Below are 21900 nucleotides of genomic sequence, written 5' to 3'. Positions count from 1 at the left end.
TCAGGTGCGGTGCTGACTATCGGGTACGGCTCATCCGGGTGGTTCCGGGATCGCCGATCCGTGGACCGACCTCGGCGAGCATGTCGAGCACCAGGGCGGCGGTCCAGCTGAACGCCCCGGCGCCGATGCCGTTACCGGTGATCGGGTGGAAATACTCGTAGTAGCCGGACCGGCGGACCAGATCCAGCATGGCGGTGCGCAGCGTCGCCGCGTGCCCGGCGTACCCGTGTGCGGCCAGGCCGCGGGCGAGCAGCCAGTTCGCGTTGATCCAGACCGGGCCCCGCCAGTAGCGGTTGGCGTCGAAACTGTCGGCGGTCCGGTCGGAACTGGGGATCGGCATCATCTCGTTGATCCCGAAGCGCGCCGACTCGGCCTCTGCCACGACCTGCGCCACGATGTCCCGGGGCAGGTCGCCCAGGATCAGCGGGAAGAGGCCGTTGACACAGCGCTGCGTGCTGAGCTTGCCGGTCTTCAGGTCCAACGAGCGGAAGGTGCCGCTCTCCGGATCGTAGAGCCGCTCGACGATGCTGCGGGTGATCGTCGCCGCCCGCTCGCGGTGCGGTGCGGGGTCCGCGCCGACGACGGCCGCGATCCGGGCCAGCGCGTGTTCGGCCGCGCCCAGCAGCGAGTTGTACGCCGGGCACTCGACGACGAACAGGTGCCGGTCGACCAGGTCGACGTCGGAGTAGCCCCCGTTGCGGTATGTCGCGGCGATCGCGATGTACCGCGCGTAGTCGTCGTTGGTCGGCCGGTGGTCCGCCGCCGCCCGCTTGAGGTCCTGCCGCTCGTAGCGGAGCAGGAGACTCTCGTCGGCGGTGACGTTCGCCAGCGCCATGTCCCAGGACGGGCTGTTGTCGAGCCCCGATTCCCATGGGTGCACGATGCTGGCCAGTCCGGTTCCGCTGACCCCGCGCGAGCCGATCAGGTAGTCCTGTAGCGCGACCAGACGCGGGTAGAGCCGGCGCAGTTCCTCGGCGGAGGCGTCGCCGGGTGCCCGACGGTAGACCTCCCACGCGGCGAGCGCGTGTGCCGGCGGCTGCACCAGCCCGGTGGAGAAGCGGGGCGGTCGCCCCGACATGGCAGGGACGTCCCAGAAATCGGGACCGGGGAAGTAGTCGCGCTCGGCGACCCCCAGATCGAACACGATGTGCGGCACCCGGCCGTCCGGCCACTGGGCCTCGAAGAGGCTGCGCAGGTCCCGCCAGGCCCGGTCGGGCGCGATGTGCGCCAGGCCGATGCTGATGAAGGCGGAGTCCCAGCTCCACTGGTGTGGATAGAGGGTGCCCGATGGAACGGTGTGGTCGGTTCGCCAGTTGGCGTCAAGGACCTCGGTGGCGGTCCGCCAAAGCGACTCGTCGTCCTCGGAGAGAGGATGCGGTGCGGGCGAAACCGCGGTCAAGCGATTCACGCGGCCATCTTTCCCGTTCCCGGGCCTCACTAACGACCGGCCTTACCGATGTCTCGTTCTGCGGAAGATCGCTTTTTGGTTACCGTACGTTCAGGTTGCCAGGCCGGATGGGGGCGCTCCGGCGTCAAGTGGTCAGCGCTGTCGGGATGTCGACGGATCCGTAACCTGACGATCGGCTCAGTCGGCGTTCGGCGCGGGACCTTCTGCCGCAACGGTTTCCGGATACTTCAGGCCGGCGCCGGTGTTGAGGACGACGACCTCGTCGGCGGCGCCGAGCCAGCCGTCGGCCCGTAGCCGTCGGGCCGCGGTCAGGCAGGCCGCGCCCTCCGGGCAGAGCAGCAGCCCTTCGAGGGAGCCGAATTCGCGCAGGTCGGCGAGGAGTTCCGCGTCGTCGACCGCGATCGCGGTGCCGTCGGTGCCGGCGATCGCGTCGAGGATCAGCTCGTCGCCCAGCGGTGCCGGTACGGTGATCCCGAAGGCGACCGTCGCCGCGTCGACCCACGGCTCGGCCCGCCGCGCGCCGGCCTCGAAGGCCCGCACGATCGGGGCGCAGCCGCTGGACTGGACCGCCACCAGCCGGGGCATCCGGTCCTCGATCCAGCCCAACTCGCGCAGTTCGCGGAGTGCTTTGTGAATTCCGATCAATCCGACCCCGCCACCCGTCGGATAGATGATCACATCGGGTACCCGCCAGCCGAGCTGCTCGACTATTTCGAGGCCCATGGTCTTCTTTCCCTCGAGCCGGTACGGCTCTTTCAGCGTGCTGGCGTCGAAGATCATGCCGCCGGATTCGGCGAGGATCGCGGCCACCTGCCGCCCGGCGTCGTTGATGAGGCCGTCGACCAGCAGCAGGTCGGCGCCGGCGGCGAGGCACTCGTTGCGGGTGATGGTCGGTGCGCCGAGCGGCATCGCGATCGTGGCCCGCAGCCCGGCGCGGGCCGCGTACGTCGCCCAGGCCGCGCCCGCGTTGCCGTTGGTCGGCATGGCGACATGCCGGATGCCGAGTTCACGGGCGCGCGACACGCCGACGGCCGCGCCACGGGCCTTGAACGAACCCGTCGGGACGAGGCCCTCGTCCTTGATCAGCAGGTTGGGCAGCCCGATGTGCGCGCCGTAGCGGGCGGCCGGCAGCAGCGGCGTCCAGCCCTCACCGAAGGTGACGACGTCGGTCGGGTCGGCGACCGGCAGCAGTTCCCGGTACCGCCAGAGATCGGCGCCCCGGCCGGCGATGTCGGCGGGGGAGACGGCCGCCCGGACCGCGTCGAGGTCGTAGCGGGCCAGCAGCGGCGAGCCACAGTCGCACAGGTTCTGCGGCCGGTCGGCGGCGTGCCGTGTTTCGCAGCGTGGGCAGTCGAGGTGGGTAAGGAACATGGCACTCCCTCCGGCGGCGGCCCTTCCATGATCCACGCTGGCGGCCGAACGACCAGCCGGGTGGCGGGCGTCGGCGGGTGGCCGTACCGGCGGTGGCGGCGGACCGGTCGGCGTAGGGTGCGACGGAGAGGTTCGACCGTTGCGAGAGGTGCGTTGCCGTATGACGTCGACCGTCCCGCTGGCCGGTGGTGGGGCCATGCCCCTGTTGGGGTTCGGCACCTGGAAGACGACCGGCGAGGAGTGCTACCGGGCGGTCCGGGAGGCGCTCGACGTCGGCTACCGGCACATCGACACCGCCACCATGTACCGCAACGAGGACCAGGTGGGCCGGGCGGTGCGGGACAGCGGGGTGCCGCGCGAGGACATCTTCGTCACCACCAAGCTGCTGCCCGAGGAGGCCGACCGGCCGCGGCCGGCGATCGACGCGAGCCTCGCCGCGCTCGGCTTCGACCACGTCGACCTGTGGCTGATCCACTGGCCGCCGGCGGGCGGGGCGTCGCCGTCGACCTGGCGGGAGTTCCTGGCCGTACGCGAGCAGGGGCTGGCCCGGGCGGTGGGGGTGAGCAACTACGACGTGGCCCAACTCGACGAGCTGGTCGGGGCGACCGGGGTGGCGCCGGCGGTCAACCAGGTCCGGTGGAGCCCGTCGCTGTACGACCCGGGGGTGCTGGCCGCGCACCGGGAGCGGGGTGTGGTGCTGGAGGGCTACAGCCCGTTCCGCAGCACCGACCTCGGCGACCCGGAGCTGGTCCGGATCGCCGAGGCGCACGGTGTCTCACCGGCCCAGGTGGTGCTGCGCTGGCACCTGGAGCACGGCATCGTGGTGATCCCGAAGTCGGTCACCCCGGAGCGGATCCGGAGCAACTTCGACGTTTCCGGGTTCCGGCTCGACGACGACGAGACCCGCCGGATCGACGCCCTCGCCCGCTGAGCCGCGGCTCAGGACTTGGTGACGGCCAGCTGTAGTTCGGTGACGCCCTCGGCGGTGTTGTCCGGGCAGTAGTCGAGGTAGACCTCGCGGACGTACCCGTCGGTCCGGTAGCCGTTGTCCTCGACCCACCGGGCCAGGACCTGGATGCTCTGCTCGACGTTGTCCATCGGTCCGCGGTGGATGATCGTCGCCGCGGTCGGGATCGCCGGCACCTCGACGATCTCGAAGTCGTACCCGTCGTGCGGCCCGGCGTCGACCTGGGCGGTGGCGTGCACGACGACCGCCTCGCCGGGGCCGTCCGGCGCGGGGGTGTAGTAGGCGATGCCGGGACCGGTCTGTTTCACCCCGGCCACCGCGAGCCGCCGGTGGAGTTCGGCGTAGAGCGGCTGGATGACCGGACCGATGTCGGCGGTCTCGTACGTCGGGGAGACCGCGGTCAGTTCCGCGACGCGGACCGGGGTGACCGGCTTGAGTACGACGTCCTCGGTGGGCATGTGGCCCTCCTTCTCGATCAACTGGAGCCTCGCCTCGATCCCGGTGAGCCGGGCCGCGTCCGCCTCGATCTGGGCCTCGAGTTGGGCCCGGCGCAGGCGCAGCATGCCGCGCAACGCGTCGGGGCCGAGTTCCTCGTCGAGGATCGCCTGGACCTGGGTGAGCGTGAAGCCGAGCTCTTTCAGGGCGACCACCCGGTTGAGCCGCCCGAGTTGGGCGGCCCGGTAGAACCGGTAGCCGCTGGCGGGGTCGACGGTCGCGGGGGTCAGTAGTCCGATCGCGTCGTAGTGACGCAGCATCCGGACCGACACCCGGCCGAGTCTGGCGAAGTCTCCGATACTGAACATGGCACGTCCTACCGTGGGGTCTCACACGGTGTCACAGTCAAGGCCGGCCGGTGGCCCGTCGCGTTCTACGCCGTCAGCAGGCGGCGGGCGGCGCGTACCTGCGCGACGGCGCGGCCGAGCGCGGACACGACCCGGTCCTCGGTGTCCGCGCCGATCCGGGCGGCGGGCACCGACAGGCTGATCGCGTCGTTGGCGGGGGAGTGCAGGGGTACGGCCATGGCGAAACACACGATTCCCTCGGTGTTCTCGCCGCGGTCGACGGCGTACCCACGGCCACGGACCAGGTCGAGTTCGGCGTGCAGCGCGTCGGGGTCGGTGACGGTGTCCGGCGTCAGCGCGGCCAGCGGCCAGGTCAGCAGCTTGTCGAGGGACTCCGGCGGGCGTTCGGCGAGCAGCACCTTGCCCAGTGCGGTGGCGTGGGCCGGCAGCCGACGGCCGATCGCGCTGTAGAGCCGCAGCGGGTGCACCGATTCGCGTTTGGCCATGTATACGACGTGCGCCCCGTCGAGGCGGCCGAGGTGCACGGTTTCGCCGAACTCGCGGGACAACCCGTCGAGTACGCCGCCGAGCAGGCCGACGGTGTCGTCGGTCTCCAGGTAGGCGGCGCCGACCTGGAGGGCGCGTACGCCGAGTCCGAACCGGGTGCCGGTGCCGTCGGCCTCCACCCAGCCGCGCTGGACCATGGTCCGCAGGATGCCGTGCAGGCTGCTCTTCGGGATGCCGAGGGTGCGGGCGAGGTCGACCAGGGAACGCCGCTCGGAGGAGGCCGCCAGTGTCTCCAGGACGTCGAGGGTCCGGCCGGCGGATTTGACCGGTTGGTAGGCGTCGCCCGTCGTCATGGCGGTCACTCTAGCCGGGTTGACATCCTCGACCACCGGGCTAGGGTCACAAGTGTGACCAACGTTCATGCTTCTGAACAGCAACCGCTCGATGTGACCGCCGCCATCGCCGCCGGCCGGATGCTGCCGGTCGTCGTGCTCGAAGACGCCTCCGCCGCCGCCCCGCTCGCCGACGCCCTGGTCGCCGGCGGCCTGCGCAGCGTCGAGGTGACCTTCCGTACCGCCGCCGCGGCGGACGCGATCCGGGCCATGTCCACCAACCCCGACCTGCTCGTCGGCGCCGGGACCGTCCTGTCCCCGGCCCAGGTCGACCAGGCCGCCGAGGCCGGCGCGAAGTTCGTGCTCAGTCCCGGCTTCAGCCCGAACGTCGTCAAGCGCTGCCAGGAACTCGGCCTGCCGATCTTCCCCGGCGTGGCCACCGCCACCGAGATCCAGATGGCGCTCGACGCCGGCCTGGAGATCGTCAAGTTCTTCCCCGCCGAGCAGCTCGGCGGGATCCCGATGATCAAGGCGCTGGCCGCGCCGTTCCGCTCGGTGCGGTTCATCCCCACCGGCGGGGTCAACACCGGCAACCTCGCCGACTACCTCGCCGTGCCGTCCGTGTTCGCCGTCGGCGGCACCTGGATGGTCGCCCCCGACCTGCTGCGCGCCGGCAAGTGGGACGAGGTCACCGCCCTCACCGCGGCGGCCGTCGCCGCCGCCCGACCCGCCCCGGAGGCGTGACGATGCTGCAGATCCGGCCCGCCGACCAGTGCCGCTACGACCTGGTGTCGCTCGGCGAGATCATGCTGCGACTCGACCCGGGCGAGGGGCGGGTCCGCACCGCCCGCAACTTCCGGGCCTGGGAGGGCGGCGGTGAATACAACGTCGCCCGCGGGCTGCGCCGCTGCTTCGGGCTGCGTACGGCGGTGGTCACCGCGTTCGCCGACAACGAGATCGGCCGGCTGCTGGAGGACCTGGTCCTGCAGGGCGGCGTCGACACCTCGTTCGTGAAGTGGGTGCCGTACGACGGCATCGGCCGCTCGGTCCGCAACGGCCTCAACTTCACCGAGCGCGGCTTCGGCGTACGCGGCGCGGTCGGCACCTCCGACCGGGGCCACACCGCGGCCAGCCAGCTGCGCCCCGACGACGTCGACTGGGACCATCTCTTCGGCACCCTCGGCGTGCGCTGGCTGCACACCGGCGGCATCTACGCGGCCCTGTCCGAGATCACCCCGGACACCATCGAGGCCGCCATGGCCGCCGCCCGCCGGCACGGCACGGTCATCTCGTACGACCTGAACTACCGGCCCAGCCTCTGGAAGGCGGTCGGCGGGCAGGCCCGGGCGCAGGAGGTCAACCGCCGCCTGGCCCGCTACGTCGACGTGATGATCGGCAACGAGGAGGACTTCACCGCCTCGCTCGGCTTCGAGGTGCCCGACACCGACGAGAACCTGTCCGAACTCGACGTCGCCAACTTCCAGAAGATGATCGGCGAGGTCACCAAGGAGTACGACAACTTCTCGGTGGTCGCCACCACCCTGCGGACGGTGCGTTCGGCGACCGTCAACGACTGGGGCGCGGTCGCCTGGTCGGCGGAGAGCGGCTTCGTCGAGGCCACCCACCGCCCCGGACTGGAGATCATGGACCGGGTCGGCGGCGGCGACAGCTTCGCCTCCGGGCTCGCGTACGGCCTGCTGGAGAAGGGCGACCTCGCGGTGGCCATCGAGTACGGCGCGGCCCACGGCGCGCTGGCGATGACGACTCCGGGCGACACTTCGATGGCGAGCCTCAAGGAGGTCGAGTCGCTGGTCAGGGGAGGCGGAGCCCGGGTCCAGCGATGATCTTTAGTCGAGGGGGTCTGTCGCCGGGCGGTCGCGCGAAGTAGTCTTCTGGCTTCAACGCGTGCCCAACCCCCCTCGGAGGCGTTGCAGAAATGGGCGGATCCACCCTGCGCGTCCTCATTGTCGGGGCGGGCATCGCCGGGCTGGCCACCGCACGGGCTCTGCGCCTCGCCGGCTTCCGCCCCCGGGTCGTGGAACAACTCCCCGCGTCGGCCGTCCCCGGCGCGGGGATCTACCTGCCCGGCAACGCCGCCCGGGCGCTGGCCGCCCTCGGCCTCGACAACCCGGTACGCCCGCTCGGCGAGGTCGTCACCCGGCAGCACTTTCTCGACCAGCGGGGCCGCCCACTGTGCGAGGTCGACCTGCTCGGGCTCTGGGACGGGGTCGGCGCGTGCCGGGCCCTGCCCCGCGCCGACCTGCACCGGGTGCTGCTCACCGCCGCCGGCGGCGACGTACATCACCAGACCGGGGTGACCGGGCTCGACCTCGGCCCGCGGACCGTCACGGTCGGTTTCGACGACGGCAGCGGCGCCGAGTTCGACCTGGTCGTCGGCGCCGACGGCCGCCGGTCCGCGGTACGCTCCCTGGCCGCGCTCGGCGGCGCGGCCCGTCCGGTCGGTCAGATCGTCTACCGCAGCGTCGTGACCGGTGGCCCCAAGATCACCGAGTGGACGGGGCTGCTCGGCCGGCACTCCGGCTTCATCGCCGTGCCGATGGGGGCCGGCCGGCTCTACTGCTACGCCGACGAGGCCGGCGACACCGTTCCCGACGATCCCCGGGCCCGGCTCGCCGAACTGTTCGCCGACTACGGCGACCCGGTGCCGGAGATCATCGACGCGATCGACACGGTCCAGGTGGCCCGTACCGACGAGGTCGAACTCGGGCGCTGGTCGCGCGGCCGGGTCGTCCTCGTCGGTGACGCCGCCCACGCCACCTCGCCCACCCTGTCGCAGGGCGCCGCGATGGCGTTCGAGGACGCGATCGTGCTCGCCGATACGCTGCGTCACGCCGACGACGTCGAAACGGCGCTGGAGACGTACGAGAGCCGCCGTCGGCCGCGTACCAAGTGGGTGCTCGACCGCACCCGCGACCGGGAGCGGACCCGCGACGTCCCGGCGGCGCTGCGCGACCCGTTGCTGCGTGGACGCGGTGGCCGGATCTTCGCCGAGCACTACCGCCTGCTGGTTGATCCGATCTAGCCGCCGGCCACCGGACCACCACCCGGCGCGAAACCCGCCGGTAGAGGGGACTATCCTCGCTGCGAGGTACGCCCGCGGATCAACGACAGAGTGTCAACGACGAGCGCGTGCCGAGTGTGACCAACGAGAACCGGAGGCCGCTCGTGACCACCGTCGCACCGAAGCCGATCGTGACCCGGCCGTGGCCGGTCCACCAGCCGGTAAAGGGCTCGGCCATCGCGCGGATCCTGCGTACGACGGACGCGAAGCAGATCGGGATCATGTACATGATCACGGCCTTCGTGTTCTTCCTGATCGGTGGCCTGATGGCCCTGATCATGCGGGCCGAGCTGGCCCAGCCCGGGCTTCAGTTCCTCTCCCCGGAGCAGTACAACCAGCTCTTCACCATGCACGGCACGATCATGCTGCTGTTCTTCGCGACGCCGATCGTCTTCGCGTTCGCGAACTACATCGTGCCGATCCAGATCGGCGCGCCGGACGTGTCGTTCCCGCGGCTGAACAGCTTCGCGTACTGGCTCTACCTCTTCGGTGGCACGCTCGCCATGGCCGGCTTCCTCACCCCGGGCGGGGCGGCCGACTTCGGCTGGTTCGCGTACGCCCCACTGAGCAGCGTCGAGCACTCGCCGGGCGTCGGCGCCAACATGTGGATCGTCGGTCTGGCCATCTCCGGTCTGGGCACCATCCTCGGCGGCGTCAACCTGATCACCACGATCCTGACGCTGCGCGCGCCCGGCATGACGATGTTCCGGATGCCGATCTTCACCTGGAACATCCTGGTCACCAGCCTCCTGGTGATCATGGTCTTCCCGCTGCTGGCCGCCGCGCTGTTCGCGCTCGCCGCCGACCGGATCCTCGGCGCCCACGTCTACGCCCCGGAGACCGGCGGCCCACTGCTCTGGCAGCACCTCTTCTGGTTCTTCGGGCATCCCGAGGTCTATATCGTGGCGCTGCCGTTCTTCGGCATCGTCAGCGAGATCATCCCGGTCTTCTCCCGTAAGCCGATCTTCGGCTACAAGGGCCTGGTCGGCGCCACCATCGCCATCGCGGCCCTGTCGATGAGCGTGTGGGCGCACCACATGTTCGCCACCGGCCAGGTGCTGCTGCCGTTCTTCAGCTTCCTGAGCTTCCTGATCGCCGTACCGACCGGTATGAAGTTCTTCAACTGGATCGGCACCATGTGGCGCGGCCAGATCAGCTTCGAGACGCCGATGCTGTGGTCCATCGGCTTCCTGGTGACGTTCCTCTTCGGCGGCCTGTCCGGCGTGCTGCTCGCCAGCCCGCCGATCGACTTCCACGTCTCCGACTCGTACTTCGTCGTCGCGCACTTCCACTACGTGCTCTTCGGCACGATCGTGTTCGCGGTGTTCGCCGGCATCTACTTCTGGTTCCCGAAGATGACCGGCCGGATGCTCGACGAGCGTCTCGGCAAGATCCACTTCTGGATGACCCTCATCGGGTTCCACACCACGTTCCTCGTGCAGCACTGGCTCGGCAACGACGGCTTCCCCCGCCGGTACGCCGACTACCTGCCGATGGACAACTGGGCCACGCTCAACACGATCTCCACGATCGGGTCGTTCATCACCGGTATCTCGACCCTGCCGTTCATCTGGAACTGCTGGAAGTCGTACAAGACCGGCCCCATCGTCGAGGTCGACGACCCGTGGGGCCACGGCAACTCGCTGGAGTGGGCGACCAGCAGCCCGCCCCCGCTGCGCAACTTCGACCGGATGCCCCGGATCCGTTCCGAGCGGCCCGCGTTCGACCTGAAGTTTCCGCACCTGGCCGCCGGTCACCAGTCGCTGGCCGGCCCGCCCGAGGGTGGCGCGAAGCCGCTGACCAGCGAGTCCGACGGCGGCGCCAGCTACACCGAGGACGTGGCCAGCGACATCGACCGCCGCTGACCCGCCCGCACCACTCGCGAAGCGCCGGCCTCCGTACGGGGGGCCGGCGCTTTCGTCTGTGGTGCCCTTGCCGCCGGGCGGACAGCGACGCGACCGCCCGCCGCGCGGAATGGTGTTGATCTGAGCGGGAGAGACCCTACCGGCAGCCGGTAGGGTCTCTCCCGCTCAGATCAGCGCCTGTTCGGGCCGGCGCGGCCCCGGCGTACGGCCGGGGCCGCGTGCTGTCATCGCACCGGCCGCCCGGTCAGGCCTCGGCGGGGACCAGGGGAGCGCGGCGGCGGCGGAGTTCGGCGGGCAGGGCGAGGAGCGCCACCAGCGCCCCGACCGCGCCGGTGGCGGCGAAGCCCCAGGCCGGGCTGGAGACGTCGATCACCGCGCCGGCGAGCGGCGCGCCCAGCGCGATCCCGACCGTCATCGCCGAGCCGTGCAGGCCCATCGCCTCACCACGGGCGGACGCCGGCGCCAGGCGGCTCACGGCGTCGGCGGTCGCGGCGATCGTCGGTGCGCACAGGGCCCCGGCCGGCAGGAGGGCGACCGCCAGCAGCCACCACTGGCCGCCGCCGAGCCCGACCGGGATGGTGCAGAGCGCGAGCGCGCCCATCAACCCGACCGGCGGGACCGGCCGCGACGCGGACCCGTACGCGAACCCGCCCACCAGCGAGTAGGCGGCCCAGACGGCGAGCACCAGGCCGGTCCACGCGACCTGGCCGGACTCGCGCAGGACGGCGACGACCGCCACGTCCGTGCCGCCGAGGACCAGGGTCGCCGCGGAACTGACCGCGAGTACGCCGATCAGCCGCGGCGTCAGCCATTCCCGGCGCCGGACGGCAACGGGGGCGGCGGCCCGTTCGGCGTCGGTACGGATCGGTGGGTTGAACAGGAACAGGGTGATGCCGGACAGGACGATCCCGCTGCCGACGGCGAGCATGGTCACCCGCGGCGACACCGCGGTCGACAGGAACACGGCGAGTGCCGGGCCGATCATGAACGACAGTTCGACCGACATCGAGTCGAGCGCGTACGCCGGACGGCGGTGCGCCTCGGGGGCGAGCGCCGCGATCGACTGCCGGACCACCGAGAACACCGGCAGGGTGAGCAGTCCACCGAAGAACGCGGCGACCAGCAGCACCGGATACGGCAGGGCCTGGGCGACCGCCCAGAAGATCGCCTCGGCGACGGTGGTGGCCGCGATCACCGGACGTAGGCCGTGCCGGTCGACGAGCCGGCCGAGCAGGGGTGCCCCGATCGCCGAGCCGACCGTCATCGCGCCGCCGACGAGCCCGGCCGCCGCGTAGCCGCGTTCGAGGTCGAGCACGACGTGCAGGGTCAACGTGATGCCGGCCGCGGTGACCGGCACCCGGGCGAGTACGGCGATGAGCAGCAGCGGCCGGATGCCGGGCAGCCCGAGCGCCTGACGGTAAGGGGTGAGCTTCATGTTGGTGCGTACCTCCGGGTGACATCCTCACCCGGGGGTACGACGCCCCCGCCACCGGATTACCCCATCCGTGCCCCCGGCGTCGTGCTCACCCGGCCGCCCGGGTCGATCAAGGAGAAATCGCGCCCCGAAAGCCGCGGAACACCCACGACTTCTCCTTGATCGGCGCGGCCCGGCGCGGCGCGGTCCGGCGCGGTCCGGCGCGGGCGGCGGTGCGGTCGGGGTGGGGTCAGGGGGTGGACTGGAGGACGACCGGGGTGCCGGTCAGGGTGACGTCGGCCGAGCGCAGGTCGTCCAGCGCCAGATCGGTCGTGATCCGTGCCACGCCCGCCGTCAGGTCGAGCAGCACCGTGGTGGCGAAGCCTTCGCGGGCCGCGTCCAGCGCGGTCGCGCGTACACAGTGGTCCGTCGCGATGCCCACCACGTCGACCGTGTCGACGTCGCGGGCCCGCAGCCAGTCGGTCAGGCCGACGCCGTCGTCGGCCCGCCCCTCGAAGCCGGAGTACGCCGCCGCGTACTCGCCCTTGTGGAAGACCGCCTCCACCCGGTCGGTGACCAGGTTGGGGTGGAACTCGACGCCGTCGGTGCCCACCACACAGTGCACCGGCCACGACGACACGAAGTCCGGCGGGTTGCCGAAGTGGGCGCCCGGGTCGACGTGGTGGTCCTTGGTCGCGACGACGTGATCCCAACCACCTCCACCGCCGGCCAGCACCCGCGAGATCGCCTCGGCGACCCCGGCGCCGCCGCCGACGGCGAGGGAACCACCCTCGCAGAAGTCGTTCTGCACGTCCACGATGATCAGGGCTCGGGTCATTTGGGGGCAGACCTTTCAGCTGGTCGGTACGACGGTGACCGGAATCGCCGGGTCGCCGGCGGAGAGCTTGAGCCCCTCCCACGGTATCGAGATCAGGCACTGCCGCAGATGGTCGCGGGCGGCGGCCAGCGGCGGCTGGGCGGCCGGTTCGCCGCTGATGACGTACGACGTCTGCAGCAGCCGGTCGTTGGGCTTGTGGTCCGGCACGCCCTGCGAGACGACGATCTCCTCGGTGGCGGTGCCGGTCGGCTTGTGCCGGCGAACGGCGACCTTGCGTCCGCCGACCGTGGCCTTGTTCTCCGACCGCTTGACCACCGGCCGGCCGTCGACCTCGACGAGTTTGTAGACCAGACCGGCCGTCGGGGCGCCGGAACCGGTCACCACCGCCGTGCCGGCCCCGTACATGTCCACCGGCTCGGCGGCGAGCGCGGCGATGGCGTACTCGTCGAGGTCACCGGAGACGATGATCTTCGTCTCGGTGGCGCCGAGCGAGTCGAGCAGTTCCCGCGAGTGCTGGGCCAGCACCGACAGGTCGCCGGAGTCGATCCGTACGGCCAGCAGGTCCGGACCGGCGACCGCGATGGCGTTGCGGATGCCCTGCGCGATGTCGTACGTGTCGACGAGCAGCGTGGTGTTCTTGCCCAGCGCGGCGACCTGCGACGCGAACGCGGCCGGCTCGTCGTCGTGCAGCAGCGTGAACGCGTGCGCGGCGGTGCCGGCGGTCGGGATGCCGTAGCGCTGCCCGGCGGCCAGGTTGGAGGTGTACGCGAAGCCGGCGAGGTAGGAGGCGCGGGCGGCGGCGACCGCGGCCTGCTCGTGGGTGCGCCGCGAGCCCATCTCGATGACGGCGCGGCCCCGGGCGGCGGTGACCATCCGGGCGGACGCGGCGGCGATGGCACAGTCGTGGTTGAGCACCGACAGCACCAGCGTCTCCAGGACCACGCATTCGGCGAACGTGCCGGACACGGTCAGGATCGGCGAGCCGGGGAAGAAGAGTTCACCCTCGGGGTAGCCGTCGATGTCGCCGGTGAAGCGGTAGTCGGCCAGCCACTTCGCGGTGTCGGCGTCGACGATCCCGGCCCGCCGCAGGTAGGCGATGTCGTCGTCGGCGAAACGGAAGTCGCGCAGAAGTTCGACGAGGCGGCCGGTGCCGGCGACCACACCGTAGCGGCGGCCGGTCGGCAGCCGTCGGGTGAACACCTCGAACACGCAACGTCGGTCGGCCGTGCCGTCCTTGAGGGCGGCGTTGACCATCGTCAGTTCGTATTGGTCGGTGAGCAGCGTGGGGTGCAAGGCGGTCACTCCTGAGAGCCTAGGGGCTGCCCCTTCGGGCCGCCGCCGCGGTCCGGTCCGTGCCGCCGGTCACAGCCCGACGTACGACGGTGCCGGTGTGCGGAAACGCGATGGCCGGACGGCTCTTGCCAATGCCGGCCGGGCCGCTGAGAATGGGCCGCAGCCATTGCCGCCGGTCGCCGCCGCGATCAGCAGGCGGAGTCTTCCGTGCGGCCTCCACCGCGCCACGGGTCCGTCCGCGGAGCCACGCCACGCCGTGCGTGGGGTCCGCGTAACGGGCCGCAGTCCGAGTAGCGATCCCGGTCACCAGTTGAGAAGCATCCCCGCCCCGACGTGAGGGCCGGCGGTGCCGCGTTCCGGTCGTCCGGCTCCGCAGCCGGTCCACCGGCGTCGAGGAGGCCACAGCCATGGAGCCCGCCACGCTGCTGCCTACCCACAATCCGCCGCACCCGGGCGACACGCGCCGGACGGCCCCACGGTCCGCAAACCAGGCGGTCCGGGCCCCGCGCCAGCGCCGCGCCGTCCGGCCGCGGAGCACGCTGGCCGCCCCGATCCCCGACGAACCGCTGGTCGTCGTCGTCACCGGCCCGGCCGCGGCCCGGCCCGGCACCGTGCTGGGCGCGCTGCTCGGCGCGCCGCTGCCCGTGCCCGCCGACCGGCCCGGCGACGCGTTCGTGGTCGTCCGGCACGCCGAGCGGCGCGCCGTGGCCGCCTATCTGCCCGGCCGCCGGGCGCCGCAGCCGTACGGGTCGACGGCGCCCGGCAGCGCGCCGGCCCGTCCGCCCCGGCGGATCGAGGTGTCGCTGCCCGATCCGCTGCTGCGCCATCTCGCCCTGGTCGAGGCACCGGACACCGGCACCCTGGACGCCGCCGCGACGCGGGTGCTGCTCGACGTGGCCGGCCGGGGCGCGCTGCTCTTCGTCACCGCCGCCGGTCACCACCCGGACGGGCCGGAGGTCGCCCTGCTGGCCGGTGCCGCCCGGGCGGGCGTACCGGTGCTGTTCGCCGGCACACCGGCCGGTGACCCGGCGGCGGACGCCGGCGCCGGGCTGGACGCGCAGCGTGCCGCCGTGACGGCGGCGGTTCCGGCGCTCGCCGGGGCGCCGTGGTTCGCCGTCCGGGGCGGCACCGACCCGGCCGAACTGCGTCGGGCGCTGGTCGAGCGCGCCGGTGTGGCCGACCTGCGCCGGGTCGCGGACCGGTCGCCGGTCCCGGCCACCGGCGGAGCCGTACGGGTCGCCGCCGACGCCCTCGAACCCGACTGGGCGGCGTGGCTGGACCGGCTGGTCCGCTCGGCCGCGCACCTGGCCCGGCAGCGTCTCGCCGTCGAACTCGCCGGGCTCCATCTGCGCTGCCTGCGCGACATCGTCGCCGGTGCCGGTCCCGCCGGCCTGCCGGACCGGCTGGACCGTGAACTGCACGCGCTGTCCCTGCGGGCCGTGGCCACGGCGGGGACGGATCTGACGCGGATCGTCGACGAGACCGCCCGCCACGTCTTCGGCCGTGCCGACCGGGAGATCCGGGACCGGCTGGTCGACGCGGTACGGCACGGCCTCTCCGACGACCCGGCCGTGGCCGATCTCGAGCGGGTGCTCCTGGTCACCACGACGGCCGGCGTCGCCTCGGTCACCGGCCCCGCCGCGGTGGCGGCGCTCTCGGCGTATCCGGTGCCGCCGGGACGGGCGCTGCTGCCGCCGTTCGGGATGGCGCTGTCCGCCGGCTGCTACGGCCACTGGCGCAACCCGGCGAACGCCGACCCGGCGCGGGCCCGGGCCTGGCTGCAACGTGCGGTCCGCGCGACCGAGCTGGAGCTGCTGGCCGAAACCTCCCGGCGGTACGGCGCGGCCGGCCGTGCCCTCTCGCTCGTGATCACCGAAGCGGTCGACCACGGCATCCTCTTGGTGTGATCGCCGGAAGTCGGCACACCCGGACCGGACATCCGTGGCGGTTCCGGTTCATCGGTTCCCCGGCATCGGTGGCACGATGGGTGACATGGCGGCTCCACAGGTTGCACCGGCGCAGGTCCCGATCACCGAAGAGGTGCCGGCCGAGGACCGGCCGTGGGTGACGATCGTCTGGGACGATCCGGTCAACCTCATGTCCTACGTGACCTGGGTGTTCCAGAAGCTCTTCGGCTACAGCAAGGAGAAGGCCGAGCGGCTCATGCTCGACGTGCACCACAAGGGCCGGGCGGTGGTGTCCAGCGGTGCCCGCGAGCGGATGGAGCACGACGCCTCACGGCTGCACGCGTACGGTCTGTGGGCGACGGTCGACAAGTCATGAGCGGGGTGGCTGTGGGTGGGTGCAGCGAGGTGGCCGTGAGCGAGCGGAGCGAGCGAGCCGTTGGGCTCAGGAATGGACACGCCGACGCCGAGCGCAGCGAGGTGGCCGTGAGTGAGCGCAGCGAGCGAGCCATCAAGCTCAGGAACGGACACGCCGACGCCGAGCGCAGCGAGGTGGCGGCATGAGCATGTTCCGGCGTCAGGGTGAGTACTGTGTCGCCACCTTCGCCACCGACGAGGTCCGGGTGCTGCGCAAGGTGGCGGGCGAGGTGGTCGGCCTGCTCACCGACGGGTTCGACCACGACGACCCGGTGGTGGGCCGCCTGTTCCCGGACGTCTATCCGGACGAGCCGGCCGACTCGGCCGAGTTCCGGCTCTACACCGAGGGCGACCTGAAGACCGCCAAGATCGACCAGGCGGGTGCCGTCCTCGCCGCGCTGCCCGACGCCGACGGCGGCGAGGTACGCCTCGACGCCGAGGCCGCCGAGGCGTGGCTGCGGGCGCTCAACGACGCCCGGTTGGCGATGGGGGTACGCCTCGACCTCAAGGACGGCACCGATCTCGGCGAGGAACTCGACGACGCGGTGCTGCAGGACCCGACGTCGTCGCGGGTCTTCCAGCTCTCCGTCTACGCCTACCTCGGGTATCTCCAGGAGTCCCTGCTCAACGCGCTGATCGACTGAACCGCGCGGGCGACGGTCGGCGGCGACGTCGCCGGCGGTGACGCCGACCACGTGGTGGACAGGACCGGCAGCCGACGGCGACGAGGCGGTAGGCTGGCCCCCGTGCTGACCATCGACCGGGCGATCATCGACGCGATCGTCGCCCACGCCCGCCGGGACCACCCCGACGAGGCGTGCGGTGTCGTCGCCGGTCCCGCCGGGTCCGACGTGCCGACCCGGCACATCCCGATGGACAACGCCGCCCGCTCGATGACCTTCTACGAGTTCGACTCGATGGAGCAGTTGCGGGTGTGGCGCGAGATGGACGACCGCGACGAGGAGCCGGTCGTGATCTACCACTCGCACACCGCCACCGAGGCGTATCCGTCGCGCACCGATGTGTCGTTCGCCGGCGAACCGGGTGCCCACTACCTGCTGGTGTCGACCCGTGAACCCGACACCGAGGAGATCCGCTCGTTCCGCATCGTGGACGGCGTGATCACCGAGGAGCCGGTCCGGATCGTCGATGCGACCGTGGATCAGAACGCCGTCCAGTCCTACATGTTCGGGCAGAGCCCGACGACGGTCGACTACGAGTGTTCCGGCCGCTGATTCCGCAGCAGCCCGACCCACCGCAGTCCTTCTTCCGATCACCGTCGTTTCTGAGGAGCACGTCAATGGCTATCGAGGTTCGTATCCCCACCATCCTGCGCACGTACACCGGTGGCGCGAAGGTCGTCGAGGGCAGTGGAGACACCCTGGGTGGACTCCTGGCCGACCTGGACGCCAAGTTCTCCGGCCTGCGCGGCCGGCTCGTCACCGACGAGGGCACCCTGCACCGCTTCGTCAACGTCTACGTCAACGACGAGGACGTACGGTTCCTCGGCGCGCTGGACGCCAAGCTGTCCGACGGCGACAGCGTGACCATCCTGCCGGCCGTGGCCGGTGGTGCGTTCGGGTTCGCGGCCGCGGCCGCGATGCTCGGCCACCGCGCGCCGGTCGCCGTCCGCTGAGGCCGGGCCGGCATGGCACGGTACGACAGCCTGCTCGACGCCTGCGGCGGCACGCCGCTCGTGGGCCTGCCCCGACTCTCGCCGACGGTGCCCGACGGGGCGCCACCGGTGCGGCTGTGGGCGAAGCTGGAGGACCGTAACCCGACCGGCAGCATCAAGGACCGTCCGGCGCTGTTCATGGTCCGTGAGGCCGAACGCGCCGGGCGGCTCCGCCCCGGCGACACGATCCTGGAGCCGACGAGCGGCAACACCGGCATCTCGCTGGCCATGGTCGCCAAGTTGCGCGGCTACCGGCTGGTCTGCGTGATGCCGGAGAACGTCTCCGCCGAGCGGGTCCAACTGCTCCGCATGTACGGCGCCGAGATCATCTTCTCGGCCGCGGCGGGCGGCTCCAACCAGGCGGTCGCGACCGCCAAGCAGATCGCGGCCGAGCACCCGGACTGGGTGATGCTCTTCCAGTACGGCAACGAGGCCAACGCCCGCGCCCACTACGAGTCGACCGGGCCCGAACTGCTGCACGACCTGCCCTCGATCACCCACTTCGTCGCCGGGCTGGGCACCACCGGCACCCTAATGGGCACCGGGCGCTACCTGCGGGAGAAGGTCGAGGGCATCGAGATCATCGCCGCCGAACCGCGGTACGGCGAGCTGGTCTACGGCCTGCGCAACATCGACGAGGGCTACGTCCCGGAGCTCTACGACGCCACCGTGCTGACCCGGCGGTTCTCCGTCGGCACCCGCGACGCGGTGCTGCGTACCCGGCAGCTCGTCGAGGTCGAGGGGATCTTCGCCGGGTTCTCCACCGGCGCGATCCTGCACGCGGCCCTCGCGGTCGCGCACGAGGCGGTCAAGGCGGGCCGCCGCGCCGATGTCGCGTTCGTGGTGGCGGACGGTGGCTGGAAATACCTGTCGACCGGCGCGTACGGCGGCACCCTCACCGACGCCGAGGACGCACTCGAAGGCCAGCTCTGGGCCTGACCCCCGCGCCTGAACCCCGATGACGCCGGCCGCGGTCCCCGCGGCCGGCGTACGTCATGCCGGGGGAAGTCAGAGGGCGATGACCGTCAGGACCAGGTTCAGCAGCAGCGGCACGGTCGCGCCGCCGAGCATCAGCCACGGCAGCCGGCGCCGTTGGATCGACAGGAACCCGCCGACGGTCAGCGCGATCCCCGCCAGCCCGCCGACGATCAGTGTCGGCTCGTACCAGACCGGGTCGGTGCCGGACAGGATCGCGTACAGGCCGCGCAGCGCCACGGCCATCCCGACCAGCCCCAGCGCGGTCGCCCAGGCGCACAGCCCGACCATCCGCCGTCCGTCGGGCGCGGGGTCGCTCGCACCCGGCAGCCGGAACAGGCTGGCCAGCCCGCGTCGGGGCAGGAAGACCTCGTCGCGGCTGCCGAGCCGCACGGTGGCGTCGCTCGCCGCCCGCTGCACCCAGAACGGCCGGTCGGGTACGGCGTTTCCGGTCCGCGCCGGGTCGGTGCCGTCCACCGGCGCCGGCTTCGCCGGTTCGTCGGTGTGCGGCGTGGCCGCCGTCGACAGCGGATCGTGGCGCTGCGCTACCGGAACGGCTCCCGGGGGATCGGTTCGGTAACCGCCTCCGGGTCCACCTCGGCGGGCAGTGTGTCGGTGCCGAGTGATGGGCTGTCAGCTTGCGAGGCCACGTGTCACCGTCCTGCGATCTGTCGCGGCCCACCCGTACCCGTGGACCTTCACGCTGTGCAACGGATCGGTGTGACGGCGCGTAACGGTGCGCGGGGCCGCAACCCGCAGGCGGCGTACCCTCCCGTGGTGTCGCCTTGATGACAAGTTGGATCAGACCTTTCGTCGCCGTGCTGGTCACCGCGTAGGCTGCGTGCCGTGACGGACTCGCCAGTACGGATCTTCAGCACAGCGGTCGGCGGGCTGTCGGTGGCCGGCGCCCCGTCCGGGGCAGTCGGATGCGGCTGACCGTCCTGGGCTGTGCCGGCAGTTTCCCGGGACCTGACTCGGCCTGCTCGGCCTACCTGGTGGAGGCCGACGGCTTCCGGCTTCTGATCGACTTCGGCTCCGGGTCGCTGTCCGCCCTGCAGCGCTACGCCGGACTCCACGCCGTCGACGCGATCCTGCTCACCCACCTGCACTGCGACCACATGCTCGACGCGTGCACCTACATCGTGGTGCGCCGGTACGCGCCGCAGGGTCCGTTGCCGGCGCTGCCGGTCTACGCGCCGGCCGGCGCCCACGACCGGATCGCCGCCGCCTACAGCAGCGAGCCGGAGGCGGTCGACGACGTCTACACCTTCTACGGGCTCCAGCCCGGCACCTTTCCGATCGGCCCGTTCACCGTCACCGTCGACCGGGTCAACCACCCCGTCGAGACGTACGGGGTGCGTCTGGAGTGGCAGAAGAGGGTGGTGGCCTACTCGTCGGACACGGCGCCCTGCGACGCGCTCATCCGGCTGGCGCACGGCGCCGACCTGTTCCTGTGCGAGGCGAGCTATCTCGACGGGGTCGAGAACCCGCCCGACCTGCACCTGACCGGGCGGGAGGCCGGCGAGATCGCGACCAAGGCGGGGGTCGGCAAGCTCCTGCTCACCCACCTGGTGACGGCCTGGGGCAGCGAGGCGACCACCTTCGAGGAGGCCGAGTCGGCGTTCGACGGGCCGATCGAGATCGTCCGGCCGGGCGCCCGGTACGAACTCTGATCCCGGCCGGCGGACGTGATCCGGTCACCAATAGGGTGTCGGGATGGCGCGACCTGACGGGCGGCGGCCCGACCAACTCCGACCGGTGACGTTGACCCGGCAGTGGAGCATGCACCCCGAGGGATCGGTGCTCGTGGAGTTCGGCGACACCCGGGTGCTGTGCACCGCGAGCGTCACCGAGGGCGTGCCCCGCTGGCGCAAGGGCTCCGGGCTCGGCTGGGTGACCGCCGAATACTCGATGCTGCCCCGGGCGACCACGACCCGGTCGGACCGGGAGAGCGTGAAGGGCCGGGTCGGCGGTCGTACCCACGAGATCTCCCGGCTGATCGGGCGCAGTCTGCGGGCCACCATCGATCTCAAGGCGCTCGGCGAAAACTCGATCGTGCTCGACTGCGACGTGCTCCAGGCCGACGGCGGCACCCGTACGGCGGCCATCACCGGCGCGTACGTGGCCCTGTCCGACGCGGTCGACTGGCTGGCCGACCGTAAGGCGCTGGCCGGTAAGCCGGCGAAGGTGCTGCACCGGTCGGTGGCCGCGGTCAGCGTCGGCGTCATCGAGGGCGAGCCGCGGTTGGATCTGTGCTATCTGGAGGATGTCGCCGCCGAGGTCGACATGAACGTCGTCTGCACCGGCGACGGCGACTTCGTCGAGGTGCAGGGGACCGGCGAGTCCGGGGTGTTCGCCCGCGACCAGCTGGACGCGTTGCTCGATCTCGGGGTGGCCGGCTGTGCCGAGTTGACGGAGGCGCAGCGGAAGGCGTTGGGCAAATGACGAAACTGCTGCTGGCGACCCGTAACGCCAAGAAGCTTGTCGAACTGCAGCGGATCCTCGACGAGGCGTTGGGCGTGCAGCGCGTCGAGCTGGTCGGGCTGTCCGACGTACCGGAATATCACGAGGTGCCCGAGACCGGTCTGACGTTCGGCGAGAACGCGCTGCTCAAAGCCCGGGAGGGGTGCCGCAACACCGGGCTGCCGACCGTCGCCGACGACTCGGGGCTCGCGGTCGACGCGCTGAACGGAATGCCGGGCGTCTTCAGCGCCCGCTGGTCCGGACGGCACGGCGACGACCAGGCCAACCTGGACCTGGTGCTGGGGCAGATCGGTGACGTGCCGGACGAGCACCGTGGCGGGGCGTTCGTCTGTGCCGCCGCACTGGTGCTTCCCGGGGGCAAGGAACACCTGGTCGAAGGCCGCCAGGCCGGCCGGATCCTGCGGGGGCCGCGCGGCGAGGGCGGCTTCGGGTACGACCCGATCTTCCTCGGCGAGGGCCAGACCCGGACGAACGCCGAGCTGTCCCCCGCCGAGAAGGACGCGATCAGCCACCGTGGCAAGGCGTTTCGCTCGCTGGCCCGGGTGATCGCCAAACTCGCTCTGCCCGGCTGACCCGGTCACTTCCA

The 21900-nt window shown here is 71.7% G+C and carries 23 protein-coding genes; 15 read left to right on the top strand and 8 right to left on the bottom strand.

Features of this window, described 5'->3' with window-relative positions; translation table 11 throughout:
- Positions 1-16: 16 nt before the first annotated feature.
- A complete protein-coding gene (locus tag Prubr_RS06070; RefSeq protein WP_246568360.1) occupies positions 17-1408 on the bottom strand; it encodes an MGH1-like glycoside hydrolase domain-containing protein in 1392 nt (463 codons plus the stop codon).
- Positions 1409-1585: 177 nt separating this feature from the next.
- Entirely contained in the window at positions 1586-2779 is a 1194-nt protein-coding gene (locus Prubr_RS06065; RefSeq protein ID WP_212822423.1) for a threonine synthase, read from the bottom strand.
- Between the two features lie 160 nt (positions 2780-2939).
- Between Prubr_RS06065 and Prubr_RS06060 the strand changes: the two genes are divergently transcribed.
- On the top strand, positions 2940-3710 hold the full coding sequence (locus Prubr_RS06060; RefSeq protein ID WP_212822421.1) for an aldo/keto reductase: 771 nt from the start codon (positions 2940-2942) through the stop codon (positions 3708-3710).
- 8 nt (positions 3711-3718) lie between these two features.
- Here the strand turns inward: Prubr_RS06060 and Prubr_RS06055 are convergent, their stop codons facing one another.
- Positions 3719-4549 (bottom strand): MerR family transcriptional regulator, encoded by an 831-nt coding sequence (locus Prubr_RS06055; protein ID WP_212822418.1) that lies wholly within the window; start codon positions 4547-4549, stop codon positions 3719-3721.
- A gap of 65 nt (positions 4550-4614) precedes the next feature.
- Positions 4615-5388: an IclR family transcriptional regulator gene (locus tag Prubr_RS06050; RefSeq protein WP_246568358.1), complete on the bottom strand. Its 774-nt coding sequence runs from the start codon at positions 5386-5388 to the stop codon at positions 4615-4617.
- Positions 5389-5442: 54 nt separating this feature from the next.
- Here Prubr_RS06050 and eda point away from each other — a divergent pair, with 54 nt between their 5' ends.
- The 4 genes from eda (at position 5443) to ctaD (ending at position 10314) form a co-directional block, all read left to right on the top strand.
- Positions 5443-6111 (top strand): bifunctional 4-hydroxy-2-oxoglutarate aldolase/2-dehydro-3-deoxy-phosphogluconate aldolase, encoded by a 669-nt coding sequence (gene eda, locus Prubr_RS06045; protein WP_212822417.1) that lies wholly within the window; start codon positions 5443-5445, stop codon positions 6109-6111.
- A 2-nt stretch (positions 6112-6113) separates the two neighbouring features.
- Positions 6114-7211 carry a sugar kinase gene (locus tag Prubr_RS06040; protein WP_212822416.1) on the top strand — a complete coding sequence of 366 codons (1098 nt, stop codon included), beginning with the start codon at positions 6114-6116 and terminating at the stop codon, positions 7209-7211.
- Between the two features lie 92 nt (positions 7212-7303).
- The gene (locus tag Prubr_RS06035) at positions 7304-8410 is read left to right on the top strand and encodes an FAD-dependent monooxygenase (protein WP_212822415.1); all 1107 of its coding nucleotides are present in this window, start codon (positions 7304-7306) and stop codon (positions 8408-8410) included.
- 143 nt (positions 8411-8553) lie between these two features.
- Complete coding sequence (ctaD, locus tag Prubr_RS06030; RefSeq protein WP_212822414.1) at positions 8554-10314, top strand: aa3-type cytochrome oxidase subunit I; 1761 nt, start codon at positions 8554-8556, stop codon at positions 10312-10314.
- A 244-nt stretch (positions 10315-10558) separates the two neighbouring features.
- Here the strand turns inward: ctaD and Prubr_RS06025 are convergent, their stop codons facing one another.
- From Prubr_RS06025 to Prubr_RS06015, 3 genes are all read right to left on the bottom strand, one after another.
- Positions 10559-11749 (bottom strand): MFS transporter, encoded by a 1191-nt coding sequence (locus Prubr_RS06025; protein WP_212822413.1) that lies wholly within the window; start codon positions 11747-11749, stop codon positions 10559-10561.
- A gap of 229 nt (positions 11750-11978) precedes the next feature.
- Positions 11979-12566 (bottom strand): isochorismatase family protein, encoded by a 588-nt coding sequence (locus Prubr_RS06020; protein ID WP_212822412.1) that lies wholly within the window; start codon positions 12564-12566, stop codon positions 11979-11981.
- Between the two features lie 15 nt (positions 12567-12581).
- Positions 12582-13868, bottom strand: a complete 1287-nt coding sequence (locus Prubr_RS06015) for a nicotinate phosphoribosyltransferase (protein ID WP_212822410.1) — start codon at positions 13866-13868, stop codon at positions 12582-12584.
- A 398-nt stretch (positions 13869-14266) separates the two neighbouring features.
- Here Prubr_RS06015 and Prubr_RS06010 point away from each other — a divergent pair, with 398 nt between their 5' ends.
- From Prubr_RS06010 to Prubr_RS05980, 7 genes are all read left to right on the top strand, one after another.
- Positions 14267-15766, top strand: coding sequence for a hypothetical protein (locus Prubr_RS06010; RefSeq protein WP_212822408.1), 1500 nt, complete (start codon positions 14267-14269; stop codon positions 15764-15766).
- 85 nt (positions 15767-15851) lie between these two features.
- Entirely contained in the window at positions 15852-16142 is a 291-nt protein-coding gene (gene clpS / locus Prubr_RS06005) for an ATP-dependent Clp protease adapter ClpS (RefSeq protein WP_212822406.1), read from the top strand.
- 35 nt (positions 16143-16177) lie between these two features.
- Entirely contained in the window at positions 16178-16327 is a 150-nt protein-coding gene (locus tag Prubr_RS06000; RefSeq protein ID WP_212822404.1) for a hypothetical protein, read from the top strand.
- Entirely contained in the window at positions 16324-16824 is a 501-nt protein-coding gene (locus tag Prubr_RS05995; protein ID WP_212822402.1) for a DUF2017 domain-containing protein, read from the top strand. The genes Prubr_RS06000 and Prubr_RS05995 overlap by 4 nt, the downstream gene beginning before the upstream one ends.
- 102 nt (positions 16825-16926) lie before the next feature.
- Positions 16927-17415 carry a M67 family metallopeptidase gene (locus Prubr_RS05990; RefSeq protein WP_212822400.1) on the top strand — a complete coding sequence of 163 codons (489 nt, stop codon included), beginning with the start codon at positions 16927-16929 and terminating at the stop codon, positions 17413-17415.
- Positions 17416-17480: 65 nt separating this feature from the next.
- Entirely contained in the window at positions 17481-17816 is a 336-nt protein-coding gene (locus Prubr_RS05985; RefSeq protein WP_212822398.1) for a MoaD/ThiS family protein, read from the top strand.
- Positions 17817-17828: 12 nt separating this feature from the next.
- Complete coding sequence (locus tag Prubr_RS05980; RefSeq protein WP_212822395.1) at positions 17829-18794, top strand: PLP-dependent cysteine synthase family protein; 966 nt, start codon at positions 17829-17831, stop codon at positions 18792-18794.
- 69 nt (positions 18795-18863) lie between these two features.
- On the opposite strand, the gene Prubr_RS05975 is transcribed toward Prubr_RS05980, so the two are convergent.
- Positions 18864-19307: a hypothetical protein gene (locus Prubr_RS05975; protein WP_212822393.1), complete on the bottom strand. Its 444-nt coding sequence runs from the start codon at positions 19305-19307 to the stop codon at positions 18864-18866.
- Positions 19308-19756: 449 nt separating this feature from the next.
- On the opposite strand from Prubr_RS05975, the gene Prubr_RS05970 reads away from it, so the two are divergent.
- Genes Prubr_RS05970 through rdgB form a run of 3 tightly spaced genes read left to right on the top strand, consistent with a single transcriptional unit; the run spans position 19757 to position 21886 of the window.
- Entirely contained in the window at positions 19757-20503 is a 747-nt protein-coding gene (locus tag Prubr_RS05970; protein WP_212822391.1) for an MBL fold metallo-hydrolase, read from the top strand.
- 43 nt (positions 20504-20546) lie between these two features.
- Complete coding sequence (gene rph / locus Prubr_RS05965) at positions 20547-21275, top strand: ribonuclease PH (RefSeq protein WP_212822389.1); 729 nt, start codon at positions 20547-20549, stop codon at positions 21273-21275.
- A complete protein-coding gene (gene rdgB, locus Prubr_RS05960; protein ID WP_212822388.1) occupies positions 21272-21886 on the top strand; it encodes an RdgB/HAM1 family non-canonical purine NTP pyrophosphatase in 615 nt (204 codons plus the stop codon). The genes rph and rdgB overlap by 4 nt, the downstream gene beginning before the upstream one ends.
- The last annotated feature ends 14 nt before the right edge of the window (positions 21887-21900 follow it).

Origin of the sequence: Polymorphospora rubra (assembly GCF_018324255.1) — a bacterium.
GTDB lineage: Bacteria > Actinomycetota > Actinomycetes > Mycobacteriales > Micromonosporaceae > Polymorphospora > Polymorphospora rubra.
Note: the sequence above shows the minus strand (reverse complement) of the source record. Positions and strands in the feature narration are given on the sequence as shown.

Coding starts and splice junctions, on each gene's coding strand:
- Prubr_RS05970 (WP_212822391.1), top strand. CDS start 19,757: ATGCGGCTGACCGTCCTGGGCTGTGCCGGCAGTTTCCCGGGACCTGAC.
- Prubr_RS06060 (WP_212822421.1), top strand. CDS start 2,940: ATGACGTCGACCGTCCCGCTGGCCGGTGGTGGGGCCATGCCCCTGTTG.
- Prubr_RS06035 (WP_212822415.1), top strand. CDS start 7,304: ATGGGCGGATCCACCCTGCGCGTCCTCATTGTCGGGGCGGGCATCGCC.
- Prubr_RS05980 (WP_212822395.1), top strand. CDS start 17,829: ATGGCACGGTACGACAGCCTGCTCGACGCCTGCGGCGGCACGCCGCTC.
- Prubr_RS06050 (WP_246568358.1), bottom strand. CDS start 5,388: ATGACGACGGGCGACGCCTACCAACCGGTCAAATCCGCCGGCCGGACC.
- Prubr_RS06020 (WP_212822412.1), bottom strand. CDS start 12,566: ATGACCCGAGCCCTGATCATCGTGGACGTGCAGAACGACTTCTGCGAG.
- Prubr_RS06025 (WP_212822413.1), bottom strand. CDS start 11,749: ATGAAGCTCACCCCTTACCGTCAGGCGCTCGGGCTGCCCGGCATCCGG.
- Prubr_RS06010 (WP_212822408.1), top strand. CDS start 14,267: ATGGAGCCCGCCACGCTGCTGCCTACCCACAATCCGCCGCACCCGGGC.
- Prubr_RS06065 (WP_212822423.1), bottom strand. CDS start 2,779: ATGTTCCTTACCCACCTCGACTGCCCACGCTGCGAAACACGGCACGCC.
- rph (WP_212822389.1), top strand. CDS start 20,547: ATGGCGCGACCTGACGGGCGGCGGCCCGACCAACTCCGACCGGTGACG.
- Prubr_RS06055 (WP_212822418.1), bottom strand. CDS start 4,549: ATGTTCAGTATCGGAGACTTCGCCAGACTCGGCCGGGTGTCGGTCCGG.
- Prubr_RS05985 (WP_212822398.1), top strand. CDS start 17,481: ATGGCTATCGAGGTTCGTATCCCCACCATCCTGCGCACGTACACCGGT.
- clpS (WP_212822406.1), top strand. CDS start 15,852: ATGGCGGCTCCACAGGTTGCACCGGCGCAGGTCCCGATCACCGAAGAG.
- Prubr_RS06040 (WP_212822416.1), top strand. CDS start 6,114: ATGCTGCAGATCCGGCCCGCCGACCAGTGCCGCTACGACCTGGTGTCG.
- rdgB (WP_212822388.1), top strand. CDS start 21,272: ATGACGAAACTGCTGCTGGCGACCCGTAACGCCAAGAAGCTTGTCGAA.
- Prubr_RS05995 (WP_212822402.1), top strand. CDS start 16,324: ATGAGCATGTTCCGGCGTCAGGGTGAGTACTGTGTCGCCACCTTCGCC.